Genomic DNA, 15,969 nt, shown 5'->3' on the forward strand with positions numbered 1-15,969 from the left:
CCCCGCCATCGTTTCCGGAGGGGCGCATGGGCGTCGTCTTGCGGAAAGGCCCCGCGCGGGCGGCCCGGGCTTCTACCGCCCGGTCCCGGCCTCCGCGCCGCCCTCGGGCAGCGACGCCCAGACCTCGCGCAGCGTCTGGGTGGAGCCCTCCAGGCAGGAGGCGCTGAGCCTGCCCCTTATCTCCTCGACCATGGGGAAGCGCTTGCCAAGCTCCCCTTGGCCCTCCTGGCCGCGCAACCCCTCCCAGGCCACCACCAACTCGCCCACGGTGATCCTGTCCGGCGGGGCCGCGAGCACGTAGCCCGAGCCGTCCGCGCCCTCGCCCTCCACCCGGACGGCCACCTTGATGCGCGCGAGATGTTCCAACTCCTCCGCAACCAGGCGAATCGGCACCCCGAGCGCCACGGCCGCGCCGATCCCCGTGAGCGGGGGCTCGCGCTGCTCGGCCTTCTCGGTCAGAAGCACGGCCAGCAAGAGCGCCAGGTCGCGCCTGTCGGCGAAGGAGTAGCCCTGGGCCGCCTCCTCGCTGCGGATGGCCGCGAAATTCTGCGCCGCGTTGGCGATCTCGGCCCCGGCCAGCACGATGAGCCAGCTCACGTAGAGCCAGACCAGAAGAAGCGGGATCTGGGCGAAGCTGCCGTAGATGGCGTTGTACCCGGTCACGCCGACCTGGTACTTGATGTAGAGGGCCTGCGTGCTTTGCCAGGCAACGCCCGCGGCCACAGCGCCGCAAAGCGCCGCAAAGGGCCTGACCTTCACGTTTGGCAGGAACTTGTAGAGGATGAAGAGCGAGATGGTCACCATGACCATGGGCACGGCCTTCAGCGAGGCGGTCAGGGCCGTGTTCACCAGCTCGATCTCCTTGATCCAGCGCACCACCTCTGCGTTCTGCAGGGTGGCGGTGAGGCTGAAGGCCGCCAGGATGAACACCGGGCAGACCAGGATCACGGTGAGGTAGTTGGAGATGCGGCTCCACAGCCCGCGCTGCTCGCGCGCGCCCCAGATGATGTTGAAGGCCTCCTCCATGGTGGAAAGCAGGCCGAAGGAGGTGACGAAGAGCGTGGCCACGCCGATGAAGCCCAGGGCCTTGACGTTGGTGTTCTGGATGTAGCCCAGCACCGCGTCCACCACTTCGGCCTTTTCCGCGAACAGGCGCATGAGCACGTCGTGCAGGAAGGGGGCCTCGTAGATGCCGAAGCCCTTGGCCACGGAGAAGGCCACTGCCAGAAGCGGCACCAGGGAGAGCACCGTGGTGTAGCTGAGCGAGGCAGCCAGCAGCAGGCTGCGGTTGCGCATGAACGAGGACGCCACGAAACGCGCCCAGGAGATGACGAGAGGCTCGCGGATCATGGCCCTGCCTTAGCTCCATTTTACGCGTTTTTCCAGGATTTTGAGCAGATGAAGGCCCAGGCGGGCATGGGCGGCCTTCCTTGACAGCGTTTGATGCGGCCAGCTAGTCATTAGGGACAGGAAACAAGTCCATGCTTTCTGAATCGATGGGGTCCCTGAATCACGCCGGTTTGCATCGAGGCGCTTCGGGGGAGCGCCTAAGCCCGACCAACGCAAACCGAAGGACGAGGAGGTTCGATGGAATCCAGGATCATCCTGCCCGAAAGCGAGATGCCCAGGCAGTGGTACAACGCCCTGCCCGACCTGCCCACCCCCCTGGCCCCGCCGCTCGACCCCGCCAGCGGCAAGCCCGTCACCCCGGACGCGCTGACGCCCATCTTCCCCATGGGCATCATCGAGCAGGAGGTCAGCTCCAGGCCGCGCATCGACATCCCCGAGCCGGTGCTGGACGTCTACCGCCTCTACCGCCCCACGCCCCTGGTGCGGGCGCGCAACCTGGAGAAGGCGCTCGGCGTCAAGTGCAAGATCTTCTACAAGGACGAGTCGCGCTCCCCGGCCGGGTCGCACAAGCCCAACACGGCCGTGCCGCAGGCCTACTACAACAAGGTGGAGGGCGTCAGGCGCCTGGCCACGGAGACGGGCGCGGGCCAGTGGGGCACCGCCCTGTCCTTCGCGTGCAAGATGTTCGGCCTTGCCTGCACAGTGTACATGGTCAAGGTGAGCTACAACCAGAAGCCCTACCGGCGCATCCTGATCCACACCTACGGGGCCGAGGTGTTCCCCTCGCCGTCGGACCGCACCCGGGTGGGCCGGATGGTCCTGGAGAAGGACCCGGACTGCCAGGGCAGCCTGGGCCTGGCCATCTCCGAGGCCGTGGAGGACGCGGCCACCCACGAGGACACCAAGTACGCCCTGGGCAGCGTGCTCAACCACGTGGTGCTGCACCAGACCATCGTGGGGCTGGAGACCGAGAAGCAGCTGGCCATGGCCGGGGAAAAGCCCGACTACCTGGTGGGCTGCGTGGGCGGCGGCAGCAACTTCGGCGGGCTGGTGCTGCCCTTTTTGCCCAGGAAGCTCTCCGGGGAGAAGATCACCTTCGTGGCCGCCGAGCCCAAGGCCTGCCCCACGCTCACGCGCGGCCAGTTCCGCTACGACTACGGCGACGTCGCGCGCCTGACGCCGCTTCTCAAGATGCACACCCTGGGGCACTCCTACATGCCCGCGCCCATCCACGCGGGCGGACTGCGCTACCACGGCGACGCGCCCATCGTGTGCAACCTGGCGGCCGAGGGGCTCGTGGACGCCCGGGCCTACTTCCAGAACGAGTGCTTCGAGGCCGCGCGCCTGTTCCAGGCCACCGAGGGCTTTTTGCCCGCGCCCGAGACCTCCCACGCCATCAAGGCCGCCATCGACGTGGCCAGGGAGGCCGAGCCCGGCCAGAACGTGGTCTTCCTGTTCTCCGGCCACGGGCTCCTGGACCTGGCCTCCTACGACGCCTACCTCCAGGGGAACCTCACGGACTTCGAGCACTCCGAGGCGGAGCTGGCCGAGGCCCTCAAAGACTGCCCGGACATCGACTAGACCGCTTGAGGCTGAGCAAAAACGAAGGCCGCCGGATTTCTCCGGCGGCCTTCGTTTTTACAGTGCGGTTTTCATCGCAGCCGCGCCTGCCCGGTGAAAACGCGGGCCGCGAGGACACGGGCCAAGCGTCCCGGAGGCTCCCCAGGCCTAGCCGCGCTCCGTGGCCTTCCTGGCGCGCATGTTAAGAAGCTCGACACCCAGCGAGAAGGCCATGGCGAAGTAGATGTAGCCCCGGTCGATGTGCTTGCCCAGGCCCTCGGCCACTAGGAACACGCCGATGAGGATGAGAAACGACAAGGCCAGCATCTGGATGGTGGGGTGGCGCTTCACGAAGTGGCTCACGGGCTCGGCGAAGATCATCATCACGGCCACTGCCGCCACCACCGCCGCGATCATCACCGACACCTGGTCCACCATGCCCACGGCCGTGATCACGGAATCGAGCGAGAAGATGATGTCCAGCACGGCGATCTGGCTCACGGCCGCGCCGAAGGAGAGCACCCTGCCCCCGCCGGACTCGGGCCCGTGGCCCTTGTGCTCGGTCTTCTCGTGGATCTCGAAGGTGGACTTGGCGATGAGGAAGAGCCCGCCGGCCAGAAGGATCAAATCACGCCCCGAGAACTCGTTGCCGAGCACCGCGAACAAGGGCGCGGTCAGGCGCATGACCCAGGCGATGGAGAGAAGCAGCAGGATGCGCGTGCCCATGGCCAGGAGCAACCCGATGCGCCGGGCGCGCGGCTGCTGCTCCAGGGGCAGGCGGTTGGAGATGATGGCGATGAAGACGATGTTGTCGATGCCCAGCACGATCTCCAGGGCGGAGAGCGTGAGAAAGGCGATGAAGTTGCTCGCGGTGAAGATTTCCATCTGCTTGCGGGTTGGAGGTTTGCCGATTCCCCCGGCGTCTACCCGCCCCAGGCCGCCTTATCAAGTGAAATGCGCGGCCCGGGCTCCGTCAATCCAGGGTCTGGCGGTAGCGTTTCACGGCCACGGTCATGAGCACCACGAGGAAAAGCGCCATGGGCCAGAGCTCCGGGGCGATGTCTGCCAGGCCGTTGCCCTTGAGCACGATGCCGCGCACGATGCGCAGGTAGTGCGTGAGCGGCAGCACCTCGCCGATCACCCGCGCCCAGTCCGGCATGCCCTGGAAGGGAAACATGAAGCCCGAGAGCAGGATGGAGGGCAGAAAGAAGAAGAACGCCATCTGCATGGCCTGGAGCTGGTTCTGGGCCACGGTGGAGAAGGTGATGCCCACCGCCAGATTGGCCGCGATGAAGAGGATCGAGACGCAAAGCAGCAAGGCCAAGCTCCCCACCACGGGCACCCCGAAGATCACCCGCGCGGCCAGGACGATGAGCAGCACCTGCACGTAGCCGACCACGATGTAGGGGATGATCTTGCCCACCATCACCTCGAAGGGCCGCACCGGCGTGCACAAAAGGTTCTCCATGGTGCCGCGTTCGCGCTCGCGGGTGATGGCCAGGGCCGTGATGATCACCATGGTCATGGTCAGCACCACGCCCATGAGCCCGGGCACGATGTTGTACTTGGTCTGGATCTCCGGGTTGTAGAGGCGGTGCACGATCACTTGGGCCGGGCCGGGCTGGGAACGTAGCGTCAAAAGCGGTCCGACGAGGTCGCGCTCCAGGGCCTGGGAGACCACGGTGTCCAGCGCGCCCAGCGCGAAGCCGGAGGCCGTGGGGTCCGAGGCGTCGGCCTCCATGAGCAGCGCCGGGCGGTCCCCCCGGGCCAGCAGGCGGCCGAAGTCCTGCGGGATGGTCAGCACGAAGAGGGCCTCGCCCCGGTCCAGGATGCGCTTGGCCTCCGACTCCTTGGATATCACCTTGGTCACGCGGTAGTAGAGGCTGTTCTGGAGCCCGGCCACGATGCCGCGCGAGAACTCGGAGTCGTCGTTGGAGAGCACGGCCAGGGGCAGGTACTGGGGGTTGGAGTTGATGGCGAAGCCGAAAAGGACGAGCTGCATGATCGGGATGCCGATCATCATTGCGAAAGTCACGCGGTCGCGGCGCATCTGCACGAATTCCTTGACCACCATGGCCCAGAAGCGGCTCGGGGAGAAGAGGCTCATCCGCGCCCCCTGGAGAGCGACTCGTTCATCAGGCTGATGAAGACCTCCTCGAGGCTCGTGTCCACGGGCCGGAAGGCCTGCGGGCCGTGCGCGAAGGGATCGAGGCTCGCGTGCAGGAGCGCGGCGTCGCGCCCCGAGACATGCAGGGTGTTGCCGAAGTGGGCCACCTGCTCGATCCCCGGCAGCCCTTTCATGGTCTTGGCCAGCTCGTAGAGCCCTGGGCCGGAGACCTCCAGCGTGGTCAGCCCGCGCCCCGAGACCACCTCCTCCACCGTGCCCTTGGCCAGCAGGTCGCCGTAAGCGATGTAGGCCAGGCGATGGCAGCGCTCGGCCTCGTCCATGTAGTGCGTGGAGATGAGCGCCGTGAGCCCCTGCCCTGCCAACTCGTGGATCTCGTCCCAGAAGTCGCGCCGGGCCTTGGGGTCCACCCCGGCCGTGGGCTCGTCCAGCAAAAGGAGCTCCGGCCCGTGGATCAGGCTGGCGGCCAGGGCCAGGCGCTGCTTCCAGCCGCCGGAAAGGTTCTGGCCCAGTTGATCGGCGTACGGCCCGAGGCTCATGCGTTCGACCATCTGGTCCACGGCGCGGCGGCGGTCCTCCACGCCGTAGACCCGGGCCATGAAGTCGAGATTCTCGCGCACGGAGAGGTCGCCGTAGAGGCTGAAGCGCTGGGCCATGTAGCCCACGCGGGTCTTGATCAGCGCCGCGTCCCTGACCACGTCCATGCCCAGGCAGGTCCCGCTGCCGGAGTCCGGCTTCAGGAGCCCGCAGAGCATGCGGATGAAGGTGGTCTTGCCCGAGCCGTTGGGGCCCAGAAAGCCGTAGATCTCGCCTTGCTCCACCTTGATGGAGAGGTTGTTCACCACCACCTTGCCCCCGAAGGACTTGGTGATGCCCGAGACGTCGATGGCCGGACGGCTCACGAGCCGCCCCCGGCCGCGAGCGTCACGTCCACGGGCTGGCCGGGCTTGAGCAGGCGCGAGGCCTCGGCGTCGAAGCGGGCCTCCACCATGAACGTGAGCTTGGCCCGGAAGCCCTGGCTGTAGATCACGGGCGGGGCGTACTCGGCCTGGGGGAAGACGAAGCTCACCTTGCCCTCGAAGGGGCGCGGGCAGCCGTCGCAGCGCGCCGTGACGCCCTGGCCCACGGCCACCTTGCCCAGGTCCGTCTCCGGGATGAAGAAGCGCACCTTGACGTTGCCCGGCGGCAAAAGCTTGACCACGGGGCTGCCCGCCTGAACCCACTCGCCCTTGTAGTGCAGCAGGTCGAAGACCAGGGCGTCCTGCGTGGACGCGGCCGCCTTCTGGCCCAGGTACCAGCGGGCCTGGTCCAGGTCGGCCTGGGCCGCGTCGGCCTGGGCCTGGGCCGCCAGGATCTGGTCGATGCGCGAGCCGAGCTTGCCCGTGGCCAGCTGCGCCCGGTAGTCGGCCAGGCGGCCGCTGGCGCTCAAGAAGACCGTGCGGGCCTGGTCGTAGTCCTCGCGGGCCACGGCCCCGGTGGAAAGAAGCGCGGCGCGGCGGTCCATCTCCAGCCTGGCCAGGGACACCTCGGCCTGGGCCTGGGAGATGCGCGCGAGGATCTGGTCGATCTCCTCGGGGCGCAGGCCCTTCTTCAGGTCGTTCACCGTGTCCTGGGCGCGCTTGAGGCTCGCTTCGGCCTTCTGCACGCCCTGGAGCTCCAGGGCGTGTTCCAGGACGAAGAGCGGGCTTCCCGGGCGCACCCGGTCGCCGCGCGCCACGGGCAGTTCGTCCAGGCGTCCGGCCAGTTGCGTGGCCACGTAGACGAACTCCCCCTCCACGTATCCCTGGTAGGCCCCACCGCCCCCCTCGGAGCAGGCCGGGAGCAGAAGCAGGGCCAATGCGGCCACGGCGCGTCTCAGCATTTCGTCCCTCCCGCGGCTTTGCCGAAAAGCCCGGCCAGAAACCCGGCCATGTCGTCGACGTTAATGGCCGCCACGCGCGCCAAGGGCTCGGGCTTGCCCGCGCCGATGCGGGCGCGCATGGGGCCGGTCAGGCAGGTGAGCACCATGGGGCCGAGCATGGACATGTACAGGAGCACCGGGTCCATCCCGGCCTTCTCGGCCAGGGGGAAGACCACGGCCATGATCCTTGCCCAGCGCGAGGTCACGGCTTCGGGGATCGTGGCCCCTCCCGAGACGAACTCCCAGGCCATGATGCGCGGCAGCCTGGGGTCCTCGGAAAAGATGCCCGCCAGCGCCGTGAGCACCGCGCCCGCGGCCTCGGGCCAGTCCCCGGCCGGACGGGCGCTCTCCACGGCCGAGGCCACGCGGTCGAACTGGCCCAGGATTACCAGCTCGTAGAGCCGGGCCTTGTCGCCCACGCGGTAGTAGAGCATGGCCTTGTTGATCCCTGCCGCCTTGGCGATAGCCTCCACGCGGGCCCCGGCAAAGCCGTGCTCCGCGAAGACCGTGGCCGCCGCGTCCAGGATGGCGGCCGTCTGCGGGTCCTCCCCGTCTTGGCGCTTCATCGTCATACCGAGTGGTTTAACCATCCGGTTAGAAAGGGTCAAGGCCTTCCGCCGGAATGCCGCGCGCGTTGACAGGCGCGGCCCGGCCCGGTATCGGGCAAGGATGGGGAAACCCTTCCGTGACGAGCGTGGAGGCCGCAGGAGAAGTACGTCGCAACCAAAGCAGTGCAGCCCGCAGAGACAGCCATGGCAAAGCACATAGCCTTTTTCGCCGACGGGACGTGGAACGGCCCCGGCGTGGACCTGGACGCCGACGACGTCTACGACAACGACCCCACCAACGTCTGGAAGCTCTTCGACGACCTGGCGGGCGAGGACACCCCGGGCTCCAAGCGCCTGGGCAACGAGCAGGAGCGGGTGTTCTCGCCGGACGGCGCGGTGACGCAGGCGGCCAAGTACATCCACGGCGTGGGCGACTCGAAGAACCCCATCGTGAAGCTTCTTGGCGGGGCCACCGGCGCGGGCGTGATCAAGCGCATCGTGCGCGGCTACACGTACCTCTCGCGCGCCTACGAGGACGGCGACCGCATCCACATCGTGGGCTTCAGCCGGGGGGCCTACACCGCGCGCGCCCTGGCCGGGCTGGTCTGCGCCAAGGGCCTGCTGGACCAGTCGAAGACCGGCGGCGACAAGGAGAAGGCCTACATCATGGGGGCGGCGGCCTGGCAGAGCTACCGGCGCGAGCGCCTGAAGCAGGACCCGACTCTTCTGGGCAAGCTCAGGGCCGCGCTCATGTTCCTGCCCGGCCTGGTGGCGGAGATGCTGCACGACGACGCCTTCGTGCCCGTGCCGGGGATTTCCACCGTGGCGGTGTTCGACACCGTGGGCGCGCTCGGCATCCCGAGCTACGACGGGGAGGACGAGCGCTACGACGCCTTCCGGTTCGCGGACACGGCGCTCAGCCCCAAGGTGGCGGCCGGGCTGCACGCGGTCTGCGTGGACGACCGGCGCGCGGACTTCACGCCCACCCTGTGGGACCAGGCGGCCAACGTGACCCAGGCGCTCTTCCCCGGCGGACACGCGGACGTGGGCGGGGGCTACCCGGTGACGGGGGGCGAAAGCGACCTCTCGGACGTGGCCCAGGCCTGGATGAAGGCCCGCCTGTCCGGGCGCGGCCTCGCGTTCCGGAGCCCGGCCTCGTCCTATGCGGGTTTCGCGGCCAAGGCCCTGGGCATGGCCCACGACGAGGCCGTGAACAAGATCTGGAAGAAGCTCCCCAACGGCAGGGATTTCGCCGGGCGCGCGGACCTGCTGGTCCACCAGGCGGTGCTGGACCGCTGGGGGCAAGGGGTGGCGTTCAAGCCGCACGCCCCCGCGCCCTACGCGCCCGGGAACCTGGGGAGCCTCCTGGAGCCTTCGGGCAGGCCACGGCCCGGCATCGCGGTGACGCTCTGAGGCCAGGCGCGCGCCCCCGCCCGCGCGGAAATGCGAGGAGAGGCTTGGGCCGCGCGCTTGGCGGCCGCAAGCGCCAGGCATCCGGGCGAACGGGGCTAGACCTTCACCTCGTAGCCCAGGTTCACGAGGTCCGCGCGCTGTCCGCCCCGGATGCCCCAGTTCTCGCGGGGCTGGTCCACCACGATGACGAAGACGTCCATGGCGGGCACGCCAAGCGCGCCCAGGTTTTCCACCACCTTGGCGAAGAGCCTGCCCTTGGCCTCGGGGCTGCGCCCGGCGAAGGCGAACACCTCCACCAGGAGGTACTTCTCCGACTTGCCCGGCGGCAAAAGCCAGTCACCCGGCGCGTATTCCAGGAAGCGGATGTTGCGGTCGGGCTCGGGGATGCCGAAGGCGTCCATCAGCGCCGCGTGCACGGCGTTCATGACGGCGGTCTTTTCGCCGGCGGTCCTTTGGCCGAGGCCGCTCACGGTGACGAGAGGCATGAAGTGCTCCTTGTCGAAGGGTGTTCGCGCCGTTTCGGGGGCAAGCGGTGCGGTATAAGCCGTTCGCCCGCCGGATGGAGCGCGCACGCCCGTTGCACGGGCGAGCGAGTCCAGGGACGGGCCGCCGCGGGGACCCTGGCCCGGCCGCGCCCCTACTGCGCCTTGTCGAGCCTGGCGGCTTCCTGCTCCGGCGTGGGGATGGCCCCCCTGGGCACGTCCGTGGCCCTGGCGGGCTCGCCTGGGGCCTGCGGGGCCGGGGGAGCGGCCGCGCCCTGGTCCTGGCGCGCGGAGGGGCCCATGTGCACCTGGATGTCGATCACGGCCTTCTGTAGTATCTTCAGGGTGGCCTCGATCTCCAGGAGCTCCTGCTGGCGCTTGCCCTCGCAGGCCTCCACGCGCGAGAGCTGCTCGGCGAGCCGGGCCTCGAGGTCGGACTGCACGCGCTCGCGCTCCAGGCGCAGGACGATCTTCTCCTCCTCCTGGCGCTTTCGCTCGGTGAGGGCGTCTTCCAGGCGGGAGCGCGTGTCGGACAGCTCCTTCTCCAGGCTGAGGTAGCGGGTGGCGGTGAGGGTGGACAGCGCGGCCACGGCTGCCGTGACCACAGCGAAAAGAATGAAGGCTGCGGTTTTCATGGCTGGAAATTATCCGCCAAATGTTCCATGCTCAAGCTAATTATTGCAATGCACGGCCGTAAGGCATACAGGACCAAGCGCTTATGAACCTTCCCATTCTCCATCTCAAGAAACACGAGGAACGCCGCCTCATGACGGGACACCTGTGGGTGTTCTCCAACGAGGCGGACACGGCCCAAAGCCCGCTCGGCGCGTTCAAGCCCGGGGACAAGGCCCTTGTCATGTCCGCGCGCAACAAACCCCTGGGCGTGGCCTACGTCAACCCCGGCTCGCTCATCCTGGCGCGCATCCTGGACAAGGACCCCTCGGCGGTCATCGACCGGGCGTGGCTGAAGAACCGGATCTCCCAGGCGCTCAGCCTGCGCGAGGCCTTTTTCCAGGCCCCCTTCTACCGCCTGGTCCACGGCGAGGGCGACCACCTGCCGGGCCTGGTGGTGGACCGCTACGGAGACGTGCTCTCCGTGCAGCTGCTCACCGCCGGAATGGAGCGCATGCGCGAGGACGTGCTGGACGTGCTGGACGAGCTTCTCTCGCCCCGCGCGGTGCTCCTCAAGGGCGACGTGCGCTCGCGCCAGCTGGAGGGCCTGCCCCTGGAGGTCGTGGCCGCCAAGGGCGACATCCCCGACGAGGTCGAGGTGCCCGAGGGCTTGGGGCGCTACCGGGCCAGCCTGGCCGCCGGGCAGAAGACCGGCTGGTTCTTCGACCAGAGCCCCAACCGCCTGGGCATCCAGAGGCTGTGCAAGAACGCCAGCGTGCTGGACGTGTTCAGCTACGTGGGCGCGCTCGGCATCGGCGCCGTGCTGGCCGGGGCCCGCGAGGCCGTGTGCGTGGACGCCTCCCAGGCGGCCCTCGACCACGTGACCGCCAACGCGGACTTGAACGGCGTGGCGCAGAGCGTCAGCGCGCTCAAGGGCGACGCGGACGAGGTGCTGGACAGCCTGATCGCCGAGGGCCGCCGCTTCGACGTGGTCAGCGTGGACCCGCCCGCCTTCGTCAAGCGCCGCAAGGACCTGGAGCAGGGCCTGGGGGCCTACCACAAGATAAACAAGCTGGCCGCGCGCCTGCTCAAGCCCGGGGGATTCCTGCTCACGGCCTCCTGCTCGCAGAACCTCGAGCCGTGGCAGTTCCAGCGCATCGTCACCTCGGCCGTGTCGGGCCGCCGCCGCGCGCAGCTGGTTTACAGGGGCGGCCAGGGGCCGGACCATCCGGTGCACCCGTCCATGCCGGAAACGGATTACCTGAAATCGCTGCTCTTTAGGATAAACGCTTCACAAAATGCGGAAATCGGATAGAACGGCCCCTCGATGAACGTCCTGGACGCCCTGCTGACTCCCCCGGCCGCGCTGGGCCGCGCGGCCATGGCCACCACCATGGGGCTCGGGTCCTTCGCCGTGTTCACGGCCAGGGGGCTCGCGCACATGCTGAGCCTGCCCCCGCAATGGGACAAGGTGCTCAGGCAGGTCTACTTCATCGGCGTGAAGTCCGTGACGGTCATCGCGCTCATCGGGCTGTTCACGGGCATGGTGCTCGGCCTTCAGGGCTACTACACCCTGGTCAAGTTCGGGGCCGAGGGGCTTCTGGGCGCGGCCGTGGCCCTTTCCGCCATCAGGGAGCTTGGGCCGGTGCTCACGGCGATCATGATCACGGGCCGGGCAGGCTCGTCCATGGCCGCCGAGCTCGGCATCATGCGCATCTCCGAGCAGATCGACGCCCTGGACGCCATGGACGTCAACCCCGTGCGCTACCTGGTGAGCCCGAGGCTGGCCGCGGCGCTGATCTCGTTTCCGCTGCTCACGGCCATGTTCGACGTCATCGCGCTCGCGGGCGGCTACGTCTCGGGCGTGATGCTTCTCGGCGTGAGCCCGGGCGTCTACTGGGCGCGCATCCACGACAGCGTGGAGCTCTCCGACGTGAGCGGAGGCTTCTACAAGTCGCTGGTGTTCGCCTTGCTGGTGGCGGCCGTTTGCTGTTACGAAGGCTACAACACGCACCGCCGGCCCGACGGATACGGGGCCAAGGGCGTGGGGCTCTCCACCACTTCGGCGGTGGTGGCCTCCTGCGTGTGCATACTGGTGTCGGACTACGTTCTGACGTCTTTTCTGCTGTGACGGGGCGCGCTTTCGCGCCCGGGAAGATGGCTTGATGGATACCGCAAGAAACCGTTCCGTGGAAATCGCCGTGGGCCTGTTCGTGATGGCGGGCCTTTTGTGCGTGGCCTACCTGACCGTGAAGCTGGGCAAGCTCGAGGTGCTCGGCGGCGACACGTACGAGGTGAAGGCCCGCTTCCTCGACGTCACCGGGCTCAAGGCCGGGGCGGGCGTGGAGCTGGCCGGGGTGCGCGTGGGCCGCGTGGACTCCATCGACCTCTCCCAGGACAAGAAGGCCATCGTCTCCATGAAGATCGCCAAGGCCGTGAAGCTTTCCGACGACGCCATCGTCTCCGTGAAGACGAGCGGGCTCATCGGCGACAAATACGTGAAGATCACCCCCGGAGGCGCGGGCGACCCGGTGAAGCCCGGCGGCCTGCTCACCGAGACAGAATCCTCGGTGGACATCCAGGACCTCATAGGCAAGTACGTCTTCGGCGGAGTGAAGGAGGAGAAGAAATGAGGGCGCGTGCAGTCTGCGTGCTTATCATCATGGCCCTGCTGGCCGGCTTCGCGGGCGCGGCCCACGCCGGGCAGGCGCGCGACACGCTCAAGGCGGCCGTGGACGAGGTGCTGAACGTGCTCTCCTCCACCAAGGCGGGCGACCCCAGCCGCACCGCCAAGCTCAACGAGGCCGTGGGCAAGGTCTTCGACCCCGAGGAGCTGGCCCGGCGCACCCTGGCCGCCAACTGGCAGTCCTTCAGCGAGGACGAGCGCGCCCGCTTCACCAAGGCCTTCGTGAGGCTCCTTGAGCGCACCTACCTGCGCCGCATCGAGGCCTACACCGACGAGAAGGTGGTCTTCCTGGAGGAATCCTCACTGGCCGACGACCGCTCCGAGGTGAGCACCAAGATCGTCACCTCCAGCAAGGAGGTGCCCATCGTCTACAGGCTCATCAAGAAGGCCGACTGGAAGGTCTACGACGTGGTCATCGAAGGCGTGAGCCTCGTGCAGAACTACCGCAAGCAGTTCAGCGAAATCCTGGCCAGGGAAACCCCCGCCCAGCTCATCGGGCGGGTGGAGTCCATGGGCTCGGCCAGCTAGCCGGCCCCGTCCACACCCGTCAACGGCATCCCAAAGACACGGCGGAAGACACATGAATCGCTCAACGGCGCGCCCCCTCATCCTGGTCCTTTTGCTCGTCACCGCGCTGGCGCTCGCCTCCGGCTGCGCGAAGAAGGCCGCCAAGGCCCCGGTGGACCCCGAGGACGTGGACACCACCCAGATAGCCGACCCCCTGGAGCCCTGGAACCGCTTCTGGTTCGGCTTCAACGACATGTTCTACATGGGTCTGGGCAAGCCGTTCAGCAGGTTCTACACTTTCGTGATGCCCAAGTACGGGCGCGAGCGCATCGAGAACGCCTACTCCAACTTCCTGGCCCCGGCGCGCTTCGTCAACGCCCTGCTCCAGCTGCGGCCGGACAAGGCCTCGCGCGAACTGGGCCGGTTCATCATCAACTCCACCTTCGGCCTGGGCGGGCTTTACGACCTGGCCGCCACCAAACCGGGCATGGGGCCGCAACGGCTCGATTTCGGCCAGACGCTGGGCGTCTGGGGCTTCGACCACGGCTTCTACTTCGTGCTGCCCATCCTGGGCCCCAGCTCCCTGCGCGACGGCCTGGGCATGGCCGTGGACACCGCCATCCAGCCCACCAGCTACCTGGACACGCCCTTCGTGCTCACCCTGATCATAAGCGGCACGGGCAGGCTGAACCGCATCCCCGAGACCCTGGACGTCTACGAGGAGCTCAAGCGCTCCTCCGTCGAACCCTACTCCGCCGCGCGCGACGCCTACGCCCAACTGCGCCGCAAACTGGTCCAGGACGCCCTGGACTCGGCCTGGGTGAAGACCTCGGGCGGGACGCAGCAGTAGCGCCCGCGCGCGAGCCCCGCCCGAAGGGCGCAAGGAGCGGGCACGACGCCGTTGCCGGTGGTGCGGGTTTCTGCGCCGCCGCTTTCGGACGGAGGCTTCCCGTCAGGGGTAGTTGAAGCGGCGGTCCTCGCCGGAGAACATGTAGGTGTCGCGGCCCGCGTCCTTGGCCGCGTACATGGCCGCGTCCGCCTTCTTGATCAACGTCAGGGCGTCCGAGCCGTCCCAGGGGTACATTGCCAGGCCGATGCTTGCGCTCAGCGCGATGGGATGGCCTGCCACGGCCCTGATCCGCCGCACGGCGGAAAGCATCTTCGAAGCCACTGCCGAGGCCCCCTCCGGAGTCTTCACCTCGGGCAGCACCACCAGGAATTCGTCCCCGCCCATGCGCCCCACGGTGTCGGACTTGCGCGGCACGTCCCGAACGCTCTCCGCCACGGCCTTGAGCAGCATGTCCCCCACGTTGTGGCCCAGGGTGTCGTTGACCAGCTTGAACCCGTCCAGGTCCATGAGCATCACCGCCAGCAGGCATCCCCTGCGCTTGGCCTGGGAAAGCCCCTGCGTGAGCCTGTCCATGACCAGGAAGCGGTTGGGCAGGCCCGTGAGCGCGTCGAAATAGGCCATGCGGCGGATTGTCTCCTCGGCTTCGTGGCGCTCCGTCACGTCTCGCAGCATGAGCACGTAGCCTTCCGTCCCCCCGCCGCCGCGGATGCCGCTGACCTTGCCGTCCATGAAGCGGCGCTTCCCGTCCTTCTCGAGCACCGCGCTGAAGCAATGCTGGCCGTCGCGCCGCACCGCGGCCAGGGCTCGGCGCATGCGCCTGGGCGAGACCCCGTGCAGTTTGTGGAATTCAACCAGGTCCATGCCGATGACCGGTCCGCGCGGTTCGCCCAGGATGTCCCGGGCGGCCTGGTTCACGAAGGCGATGCTCTCGCCCTCCGTGGCCGCGATGGCCGTGTCGATGGAGGTGTTCAGGATGGTGTCGAGGTAGACGGACTTCTTGGCCGCCTCGCTTACGGCCTCGCGCAGGAGCTCGTCCTTCTCGCGGATGACCTCCTTGAGCATCTCCACGTAGCGGGCCTCCATGCCCTTGACCAGGTCCGACTGCGTGAGCAGGCCCACGGCCCGGCCGTCGCCGTCCGCCACCACCAGGCGGCGGATGCCCCTGTCGCTCATGAGCGCGGCGGCCTGGTGCACGGGCGTGTCCTCGGCCACGGTGACTACGGGCTTGGACATGGCCTGCTCCACGGTGACGCAGGCCAGGTCGCGCCCTGCGGCCACCTCGGCCACCATGTCGCGCTCGGTGAGGATGCCCGCCGGGGAGCGCCCCTCCAGGACCACCACGCAGCTCAAGGGGCCGGCGGCCATCACCTCCAGGGCCCGGGCCAGGCTGGCCCCGGAGGGCAGCGAGGCGATCCCCCGGGACATGATCTGGCCCACGCGCTTGATCTCCACGAAGTATTCCACGCCCAGGTGCTGGACCACGTTGGTCTGGGTGACCATGCCCATGGCCTTGCCCTTGGCGTCGGTGACCACCAGGTGGCGGTAGCCGCGCTCCAGGAGCATGGAGAAGGCCCGGTGCACGTGCATGGTGTCCGGGGCGGTGAGCACGGGGCTGGACATCACCTCGCGGACCTTGCGGCCGAGAAGCCCCTGGCCGTGCTCGGCAATGGCCGCGATGACGCCGCGCTCGGTGAGTATGCCCACGGGGCGGCCCCGGCTCAGCGCGAGCACGGAGCTGATGCGCGCCGCGCTCATGCGGGAAAGGGCCTTGTCCATGGTCGCGCCGGCCGGAACGCCCATGACCCCGGGCGTGAGGATCTCGCGCAAGGTGGTGCTGACGTCGAGTTTGACGCTGTCTGAGGAAGAAGCGGTCATATTTCGCATGCTTTGCGCAAGACCATAGCCGAACCTGGCGCGCTTTCGCAATACTGTCCGC

The 15,969-nt window shown here is 68.1% G+C and carries 16 protein-coding genes; 7 read left to right on the forward strand and 9 right to left on the reverse strand.

Features of this window, described 5'->3' with window-relative positions; all coding sequences use genetic code 11:
- Positions 1–72: 72 nt before the first annotated feature.
- On the reverse strand, positions 73–1,350 hold the full coding sequence (locus tag ACZ5V4_RS02860; RefSeq protein WP_464316667.1) for a YhjD/YihY/BrkB family envelope integrity protein: 1,278 nt from the start codon (positions 1,348–1,350) through the stop codon (positions 73–75).
- 237 nt (positions 1,351–1,587) lie between these two features.
- On the opposite strand from ACZ5V4_RS02860, the gene ACZ5V4_RS02865 reads away from it, so the two are divergent.
- On the forward strand, positions 1,588–2,931 hold the full coding sequence (locus ACZ5V4_RS02865) for a TrpB-like pyridoxal phosphate-dependent enzyme (protein WP_464316668.1): 1,344 nt from the start codon (positions 1,588–1,590) through the stop codon (positions 2,929–2,931).
- Positions 2,932–3,078: 147 nt separating this feature from the next.
- Here the strand turns inward: ACZ5V4_RS02865 and ACZ5V4_RS02870 are convergent, their stop codons facing one another.
- The 5 genes from ACZ5V4_RS02870 to ACZ5V4_RS02890 form a co-directional block, all read right to left on the reverse strand.
- On the reverse strand, positions 3,079–3,795 hold the full coding sequence (locus tag ACZ5V4_RS02870) for a TerC family protein (protein WP_464316669.1): 717 nt from the start codon (positions 3,793–3,795) through the stop codon (positions 3,079–3,081).
- Positions 3,796–3,883: 88 nt separating this feature from the next.
- Positions 3,884–5,017, reverse strand: a complete 1,134-nt coding sequence (locus tag ACZ5V4_RS02875) for an ABC transporter permease (RefSeq protein ID WP_464316670.1) — start codon at positions 5,015–5,017, stop codon at positions 3,884–3,886.
- Positions 5,014–5,937 carry an ABC transporter ATP-binding protein gene (locus ACZ5V4_RS02880; RefSeq protein ID WP_464316671.1) on the reverse strand — a complete coding sequence of 308 codons (924 nt, stop codon included), beginning with the start codon at positions 5,935–5,937 and terminating at the stop codon, positions 5,014–5,016. Before ACZ5V4_RS02880 ends, ACZ5V4_RS02875 begins: the two co-directional genes overlap by 4 nt.
- Positions 5,934–6,896 (reverse strand): HlyD family secretion protein, encoded by a 963-nt coding sequence (locus ACZ5V4_RS02885; protein ID WP_464316672.1) that lies wholly within the window; start codon positions 6,894–6,896, stop codon positions 5,934–5,936. Before ACZ5V4_RS02885 ends, ACZ5V4_RS02880 begins: the two co-directional genes overlap by 4 nt.
- Positions 6,890–7,501 (reverse strand): TetR/AcrR family transcriptional regulator, encoded by a 612-nt coding sequence (locus ACZ5V4_RS02890; RefSeq protein ID WP_464316673.1) that lies wholly within the window; start codon positions 7,499–7,501, stop codon positions 6,890–6,892. The genes ACZ5V4_RS02885 and ACZ5V4_RS02890 overlap by 7 nt, the downstream gene beginning before the upstream one ends.
- 186 nt (positions 7,502–7,687) lie before the next feature.
- Between ACZ5V4_RS02890 and ACZ5V4_RS02895 the strand changes: the two genes are divergently transcribed.
- Positions 7,688–8,896, forward strand: a complete 1,209-nt coding sequence (locus tag ACZ5V4_RS02895) for a phospholipase effector Tle1 domain-containing protein (protein ID WP_464316674.1) — start codon at positions 7,688–7,690, stop codon at positions 8,894–8,896.
- A gap of 95 nt (positions 8,897–8,991) precedes the next feature.
- Here ACZ5V4_RS02895 and ACZ5V4_RS02900 read toward each other — a convergent pair whose 3' ends face one another.
- Together ACZ5V4_RS02900 and ACZ5V4_RS02905 are read right to left on the reverse strand one after the other, a co-directional pair.
- The gene (locus ACZ5V4_RS02900; protein WP_464316675.1) at positions 8,992–9,381 is read right to left on the reverse strand and encodes a tautomerase family protein; all 390 of its coding nucleotides are present in this window, start codon (positions 9,379–9,381) and stop codon (positions 8,992–8,994) included.
- 152 nt (positions 9,382–9,533) lie between these two features.
- Positions 9,534–10,013 carry a hypothetical protein gene (locus tag ACZ5V4_RS02905; RefSeq protein WP_464316676.1) on the reverse strand — a complete coding sequence of 160 codons (480 nt, stop codon included), beginning with the start codon at positions 10,011–10,013 and terminating at the stop codon, positions 9,534–9,536.
- An 83-nt stretch (positions 10,014–10,096) separates the two neighbouring features.
- On the opposite strand from ACZ5V4_RS02905, the gene ACZ5V4_RS02910 reads away from it, so the two are divergent.
- From ACZ5V4_RS02910 to ACZ5V4_RS02930, 5 genes are read left to right on the forward strand one after another with little or no spacing between them, the layout of a single operon-like run.
- Positions 10,097–11,305 carry a class I SAM-dependent rRNA methyltransferase gene (locus ACZ5V4_RS02910; RefSeq protein ID WP_464316677.1) on the forward strand — a complete coding sequence of 403 codons (1,209 nt, stop codon included), beginning with the start codon at positions 10,097–10,099 and terminating at the stop codon, positions 11,303–11,305.
- 12 nt (positions 11,306–11,317) lie between these two features.
- Positions 11,318–12,121 carry an MlaE family ABC transporter permease gene (locus ACZ5V4_RS02915; protein WP_464316678.1) on the forward strand — a complete coding sequence of 268 codons (804 nt, stop codon included), beginning with the start codon at positions 11,318–11,320 and terminating at the stop codon, positions 12,119–12,121.
- Between the two features lie 34 nt (positions 12,122–12,155).
- Entirely contained in the window at positions 12,156–12,623 is a 468-nt protein-coding gene (gene mlaD, locus ACZ5V4_RS02920) for an outer membrane lipid asymmetry maintenance protein MlaD (protein ID WP_464316679.1), read from the forward strand.
- Positions 12,620–13,204 carry a Tgt2/MlaC family protein gene (locus ACZ5V4_RS02925; RefSeq protein WP_464316680.1) on the forward strand — a complete coding sequence of 195 codons (585 nt, stop codon included), beginning with the start codon at positions 12,620–12,622 and terminating at the stop codon, positions 13,202–13,204. The genes mlaD and ACZ5V4_RS02925 overlap by 4 nt, the downstream gene beginning before the upstream one ends.
- Positions 13,205–13,256: 52 nt before the next feature.
- Positions 13,257–14,033, forward strand: coding sequence for an MlaA family lipoprotein (locus tag ACZ5V4_RS02930; protein ID WP_464316681.1), 777 nt, complete (start codon positions 13,257–13,259; stop codon positions 14,031–14,033).
- Positions 14,034–14,135: 102 nt separating this feature from the next.
- Here the strand turns inward: ACZ5V4_RS02930 and ACZ5V4_RS02935 are convergent, their stop codons facing one another.
- Positions 14,136–15,908: a diguanylate cyclase domain-containing protein gene (locus tag ACZ5V4_RS02935; protein ID WP_464316682.1), complete on the reverse strand. Its 1,773-nt coding sequence runs from the start codon at positions 15,906–15,908 to the stop codon at positions 14,136–14,138.
- Positions 15,909–15,969 lie beyond the last annotated feature (61 nt).

It is taken from the genome of Fundidesulfovibrio sp. YSD1 (assembly GCF_055397115.1).

Excerpts from the sequence above, each read along its gene's own strand:
- ACZ5V4_RS02860 (WP_464316667.1), bottom strand. The coding sequence starts at position 1,350 with ATGATCCGCGAGCCTCTCGTCATCTCCTGGGCGCGTTTCGTGGCGTCC.
- ACZ5V4_RS02865 (WP_464316668.1), top strand. The coding sequence starts at position 1,588 with ATGGAATCCAGGATCATCCTGCCCGAAAGCGAGATGCCCAGGCAGTGG.
- ACZ5V4_RS02870 (WP_464316669.1), bottom strand. The coding sequence starts at position 3,795 with ATGGAAATCTTCACCGCGAGCAACTTCATCGCCTTTCTCACGCTCTCC.
- ACZ5V4_RS02875 (WP_464316670.1), bottom strand. The coding sequence starts at position 5,017 with ATGAGCCTCTTCTCCCCGAGCCGCTTCTGGGCCATGGTGGTCAAGGAA.
- ACZ5V4_RS02885 (WP_464316672.1), bottom strand. The coding sequence starts at position 6,896 with ATGCTGAGACGCGCCGTGGCCGCATTGGCCCTGCTTCTGCTCCCGGCC.
- ACZ5V4_RS02890 (WP_464316673.1), bottom strand. The coding sequence starts at position 7,501 with ATGAAGCGCCAAGACGGGGAGGACCCGCAGACGGCCGCCATCCTGGAC.
- ACZ5V4_RS02895 (WP_464316674.1), top strand. The coding sequence starts at position 7,688 with ATGGCAAAGCACATAGCCTTTTTCGCCGACGGGACGTGGAACGGCCCC.
- ACZ5V4_RS02900 (WP_464316675.1), bottom strand. The coding sequence starts at position 9,381 with ATGCCTCTCGTCACCGTGAGCGGCCTCGGCCAAAGGACCGCCGGCGAA.
- ACZ5V4_RS02905 (WP_464316676.1), bottom strand. The coding sequence starts at position 10,013 with ATGAAAACCGCAGCCTTCATTCTTTTCGCTGTGGTCACGGCAGCCGTG.
- ACZ5V4_RS02910 (WP_464316677.1), top strand. The coding sequence starts at position 10,097 with ATGAACCTTCCCATTCTCCATCTCAAGAAACACGAGGAACGCCGCCTC.
- ACZ5V4_RS02915 (WP_464316678.1), top strand. The coding sequence starts at position 11,318 with ATGAACGTCCTGGACGCCCTGCTGACTCCCCCGGCCGCGCTGGGCCGC.
- mlaD (WP_464316679.1), top strand. The coding sequence starts at position 12,156 with ATGGATACCGCAAGAAACCGTTCCGTGGAAATCGCCGTGGGCCTGTTC.
- ACZ5V4_RS02925 (WP_464316680.1), top strand. The coding sequence starts at position 12,620 with ATGAGGGCGCGTGCAGTCTGCGTGCTTATCATCATGGCCCTGCTGGCC.
- ACZ5V4_RS02930 (WP_464316681.1), top strand. The coding sequence starts at position 13,257 with ATGAATCGCTCAACGGCGCGCCCCCTCATCCTGGTCCTTTTGCTCGTC.
- ACZ5V4_RS02935 (WP_464316682.1), bottom strand. The coding sequence starts at position 15,908 with ATGACCGCTTCTTCCTCAGACAGCGTCAAACTCGACGTCAGCACCACC.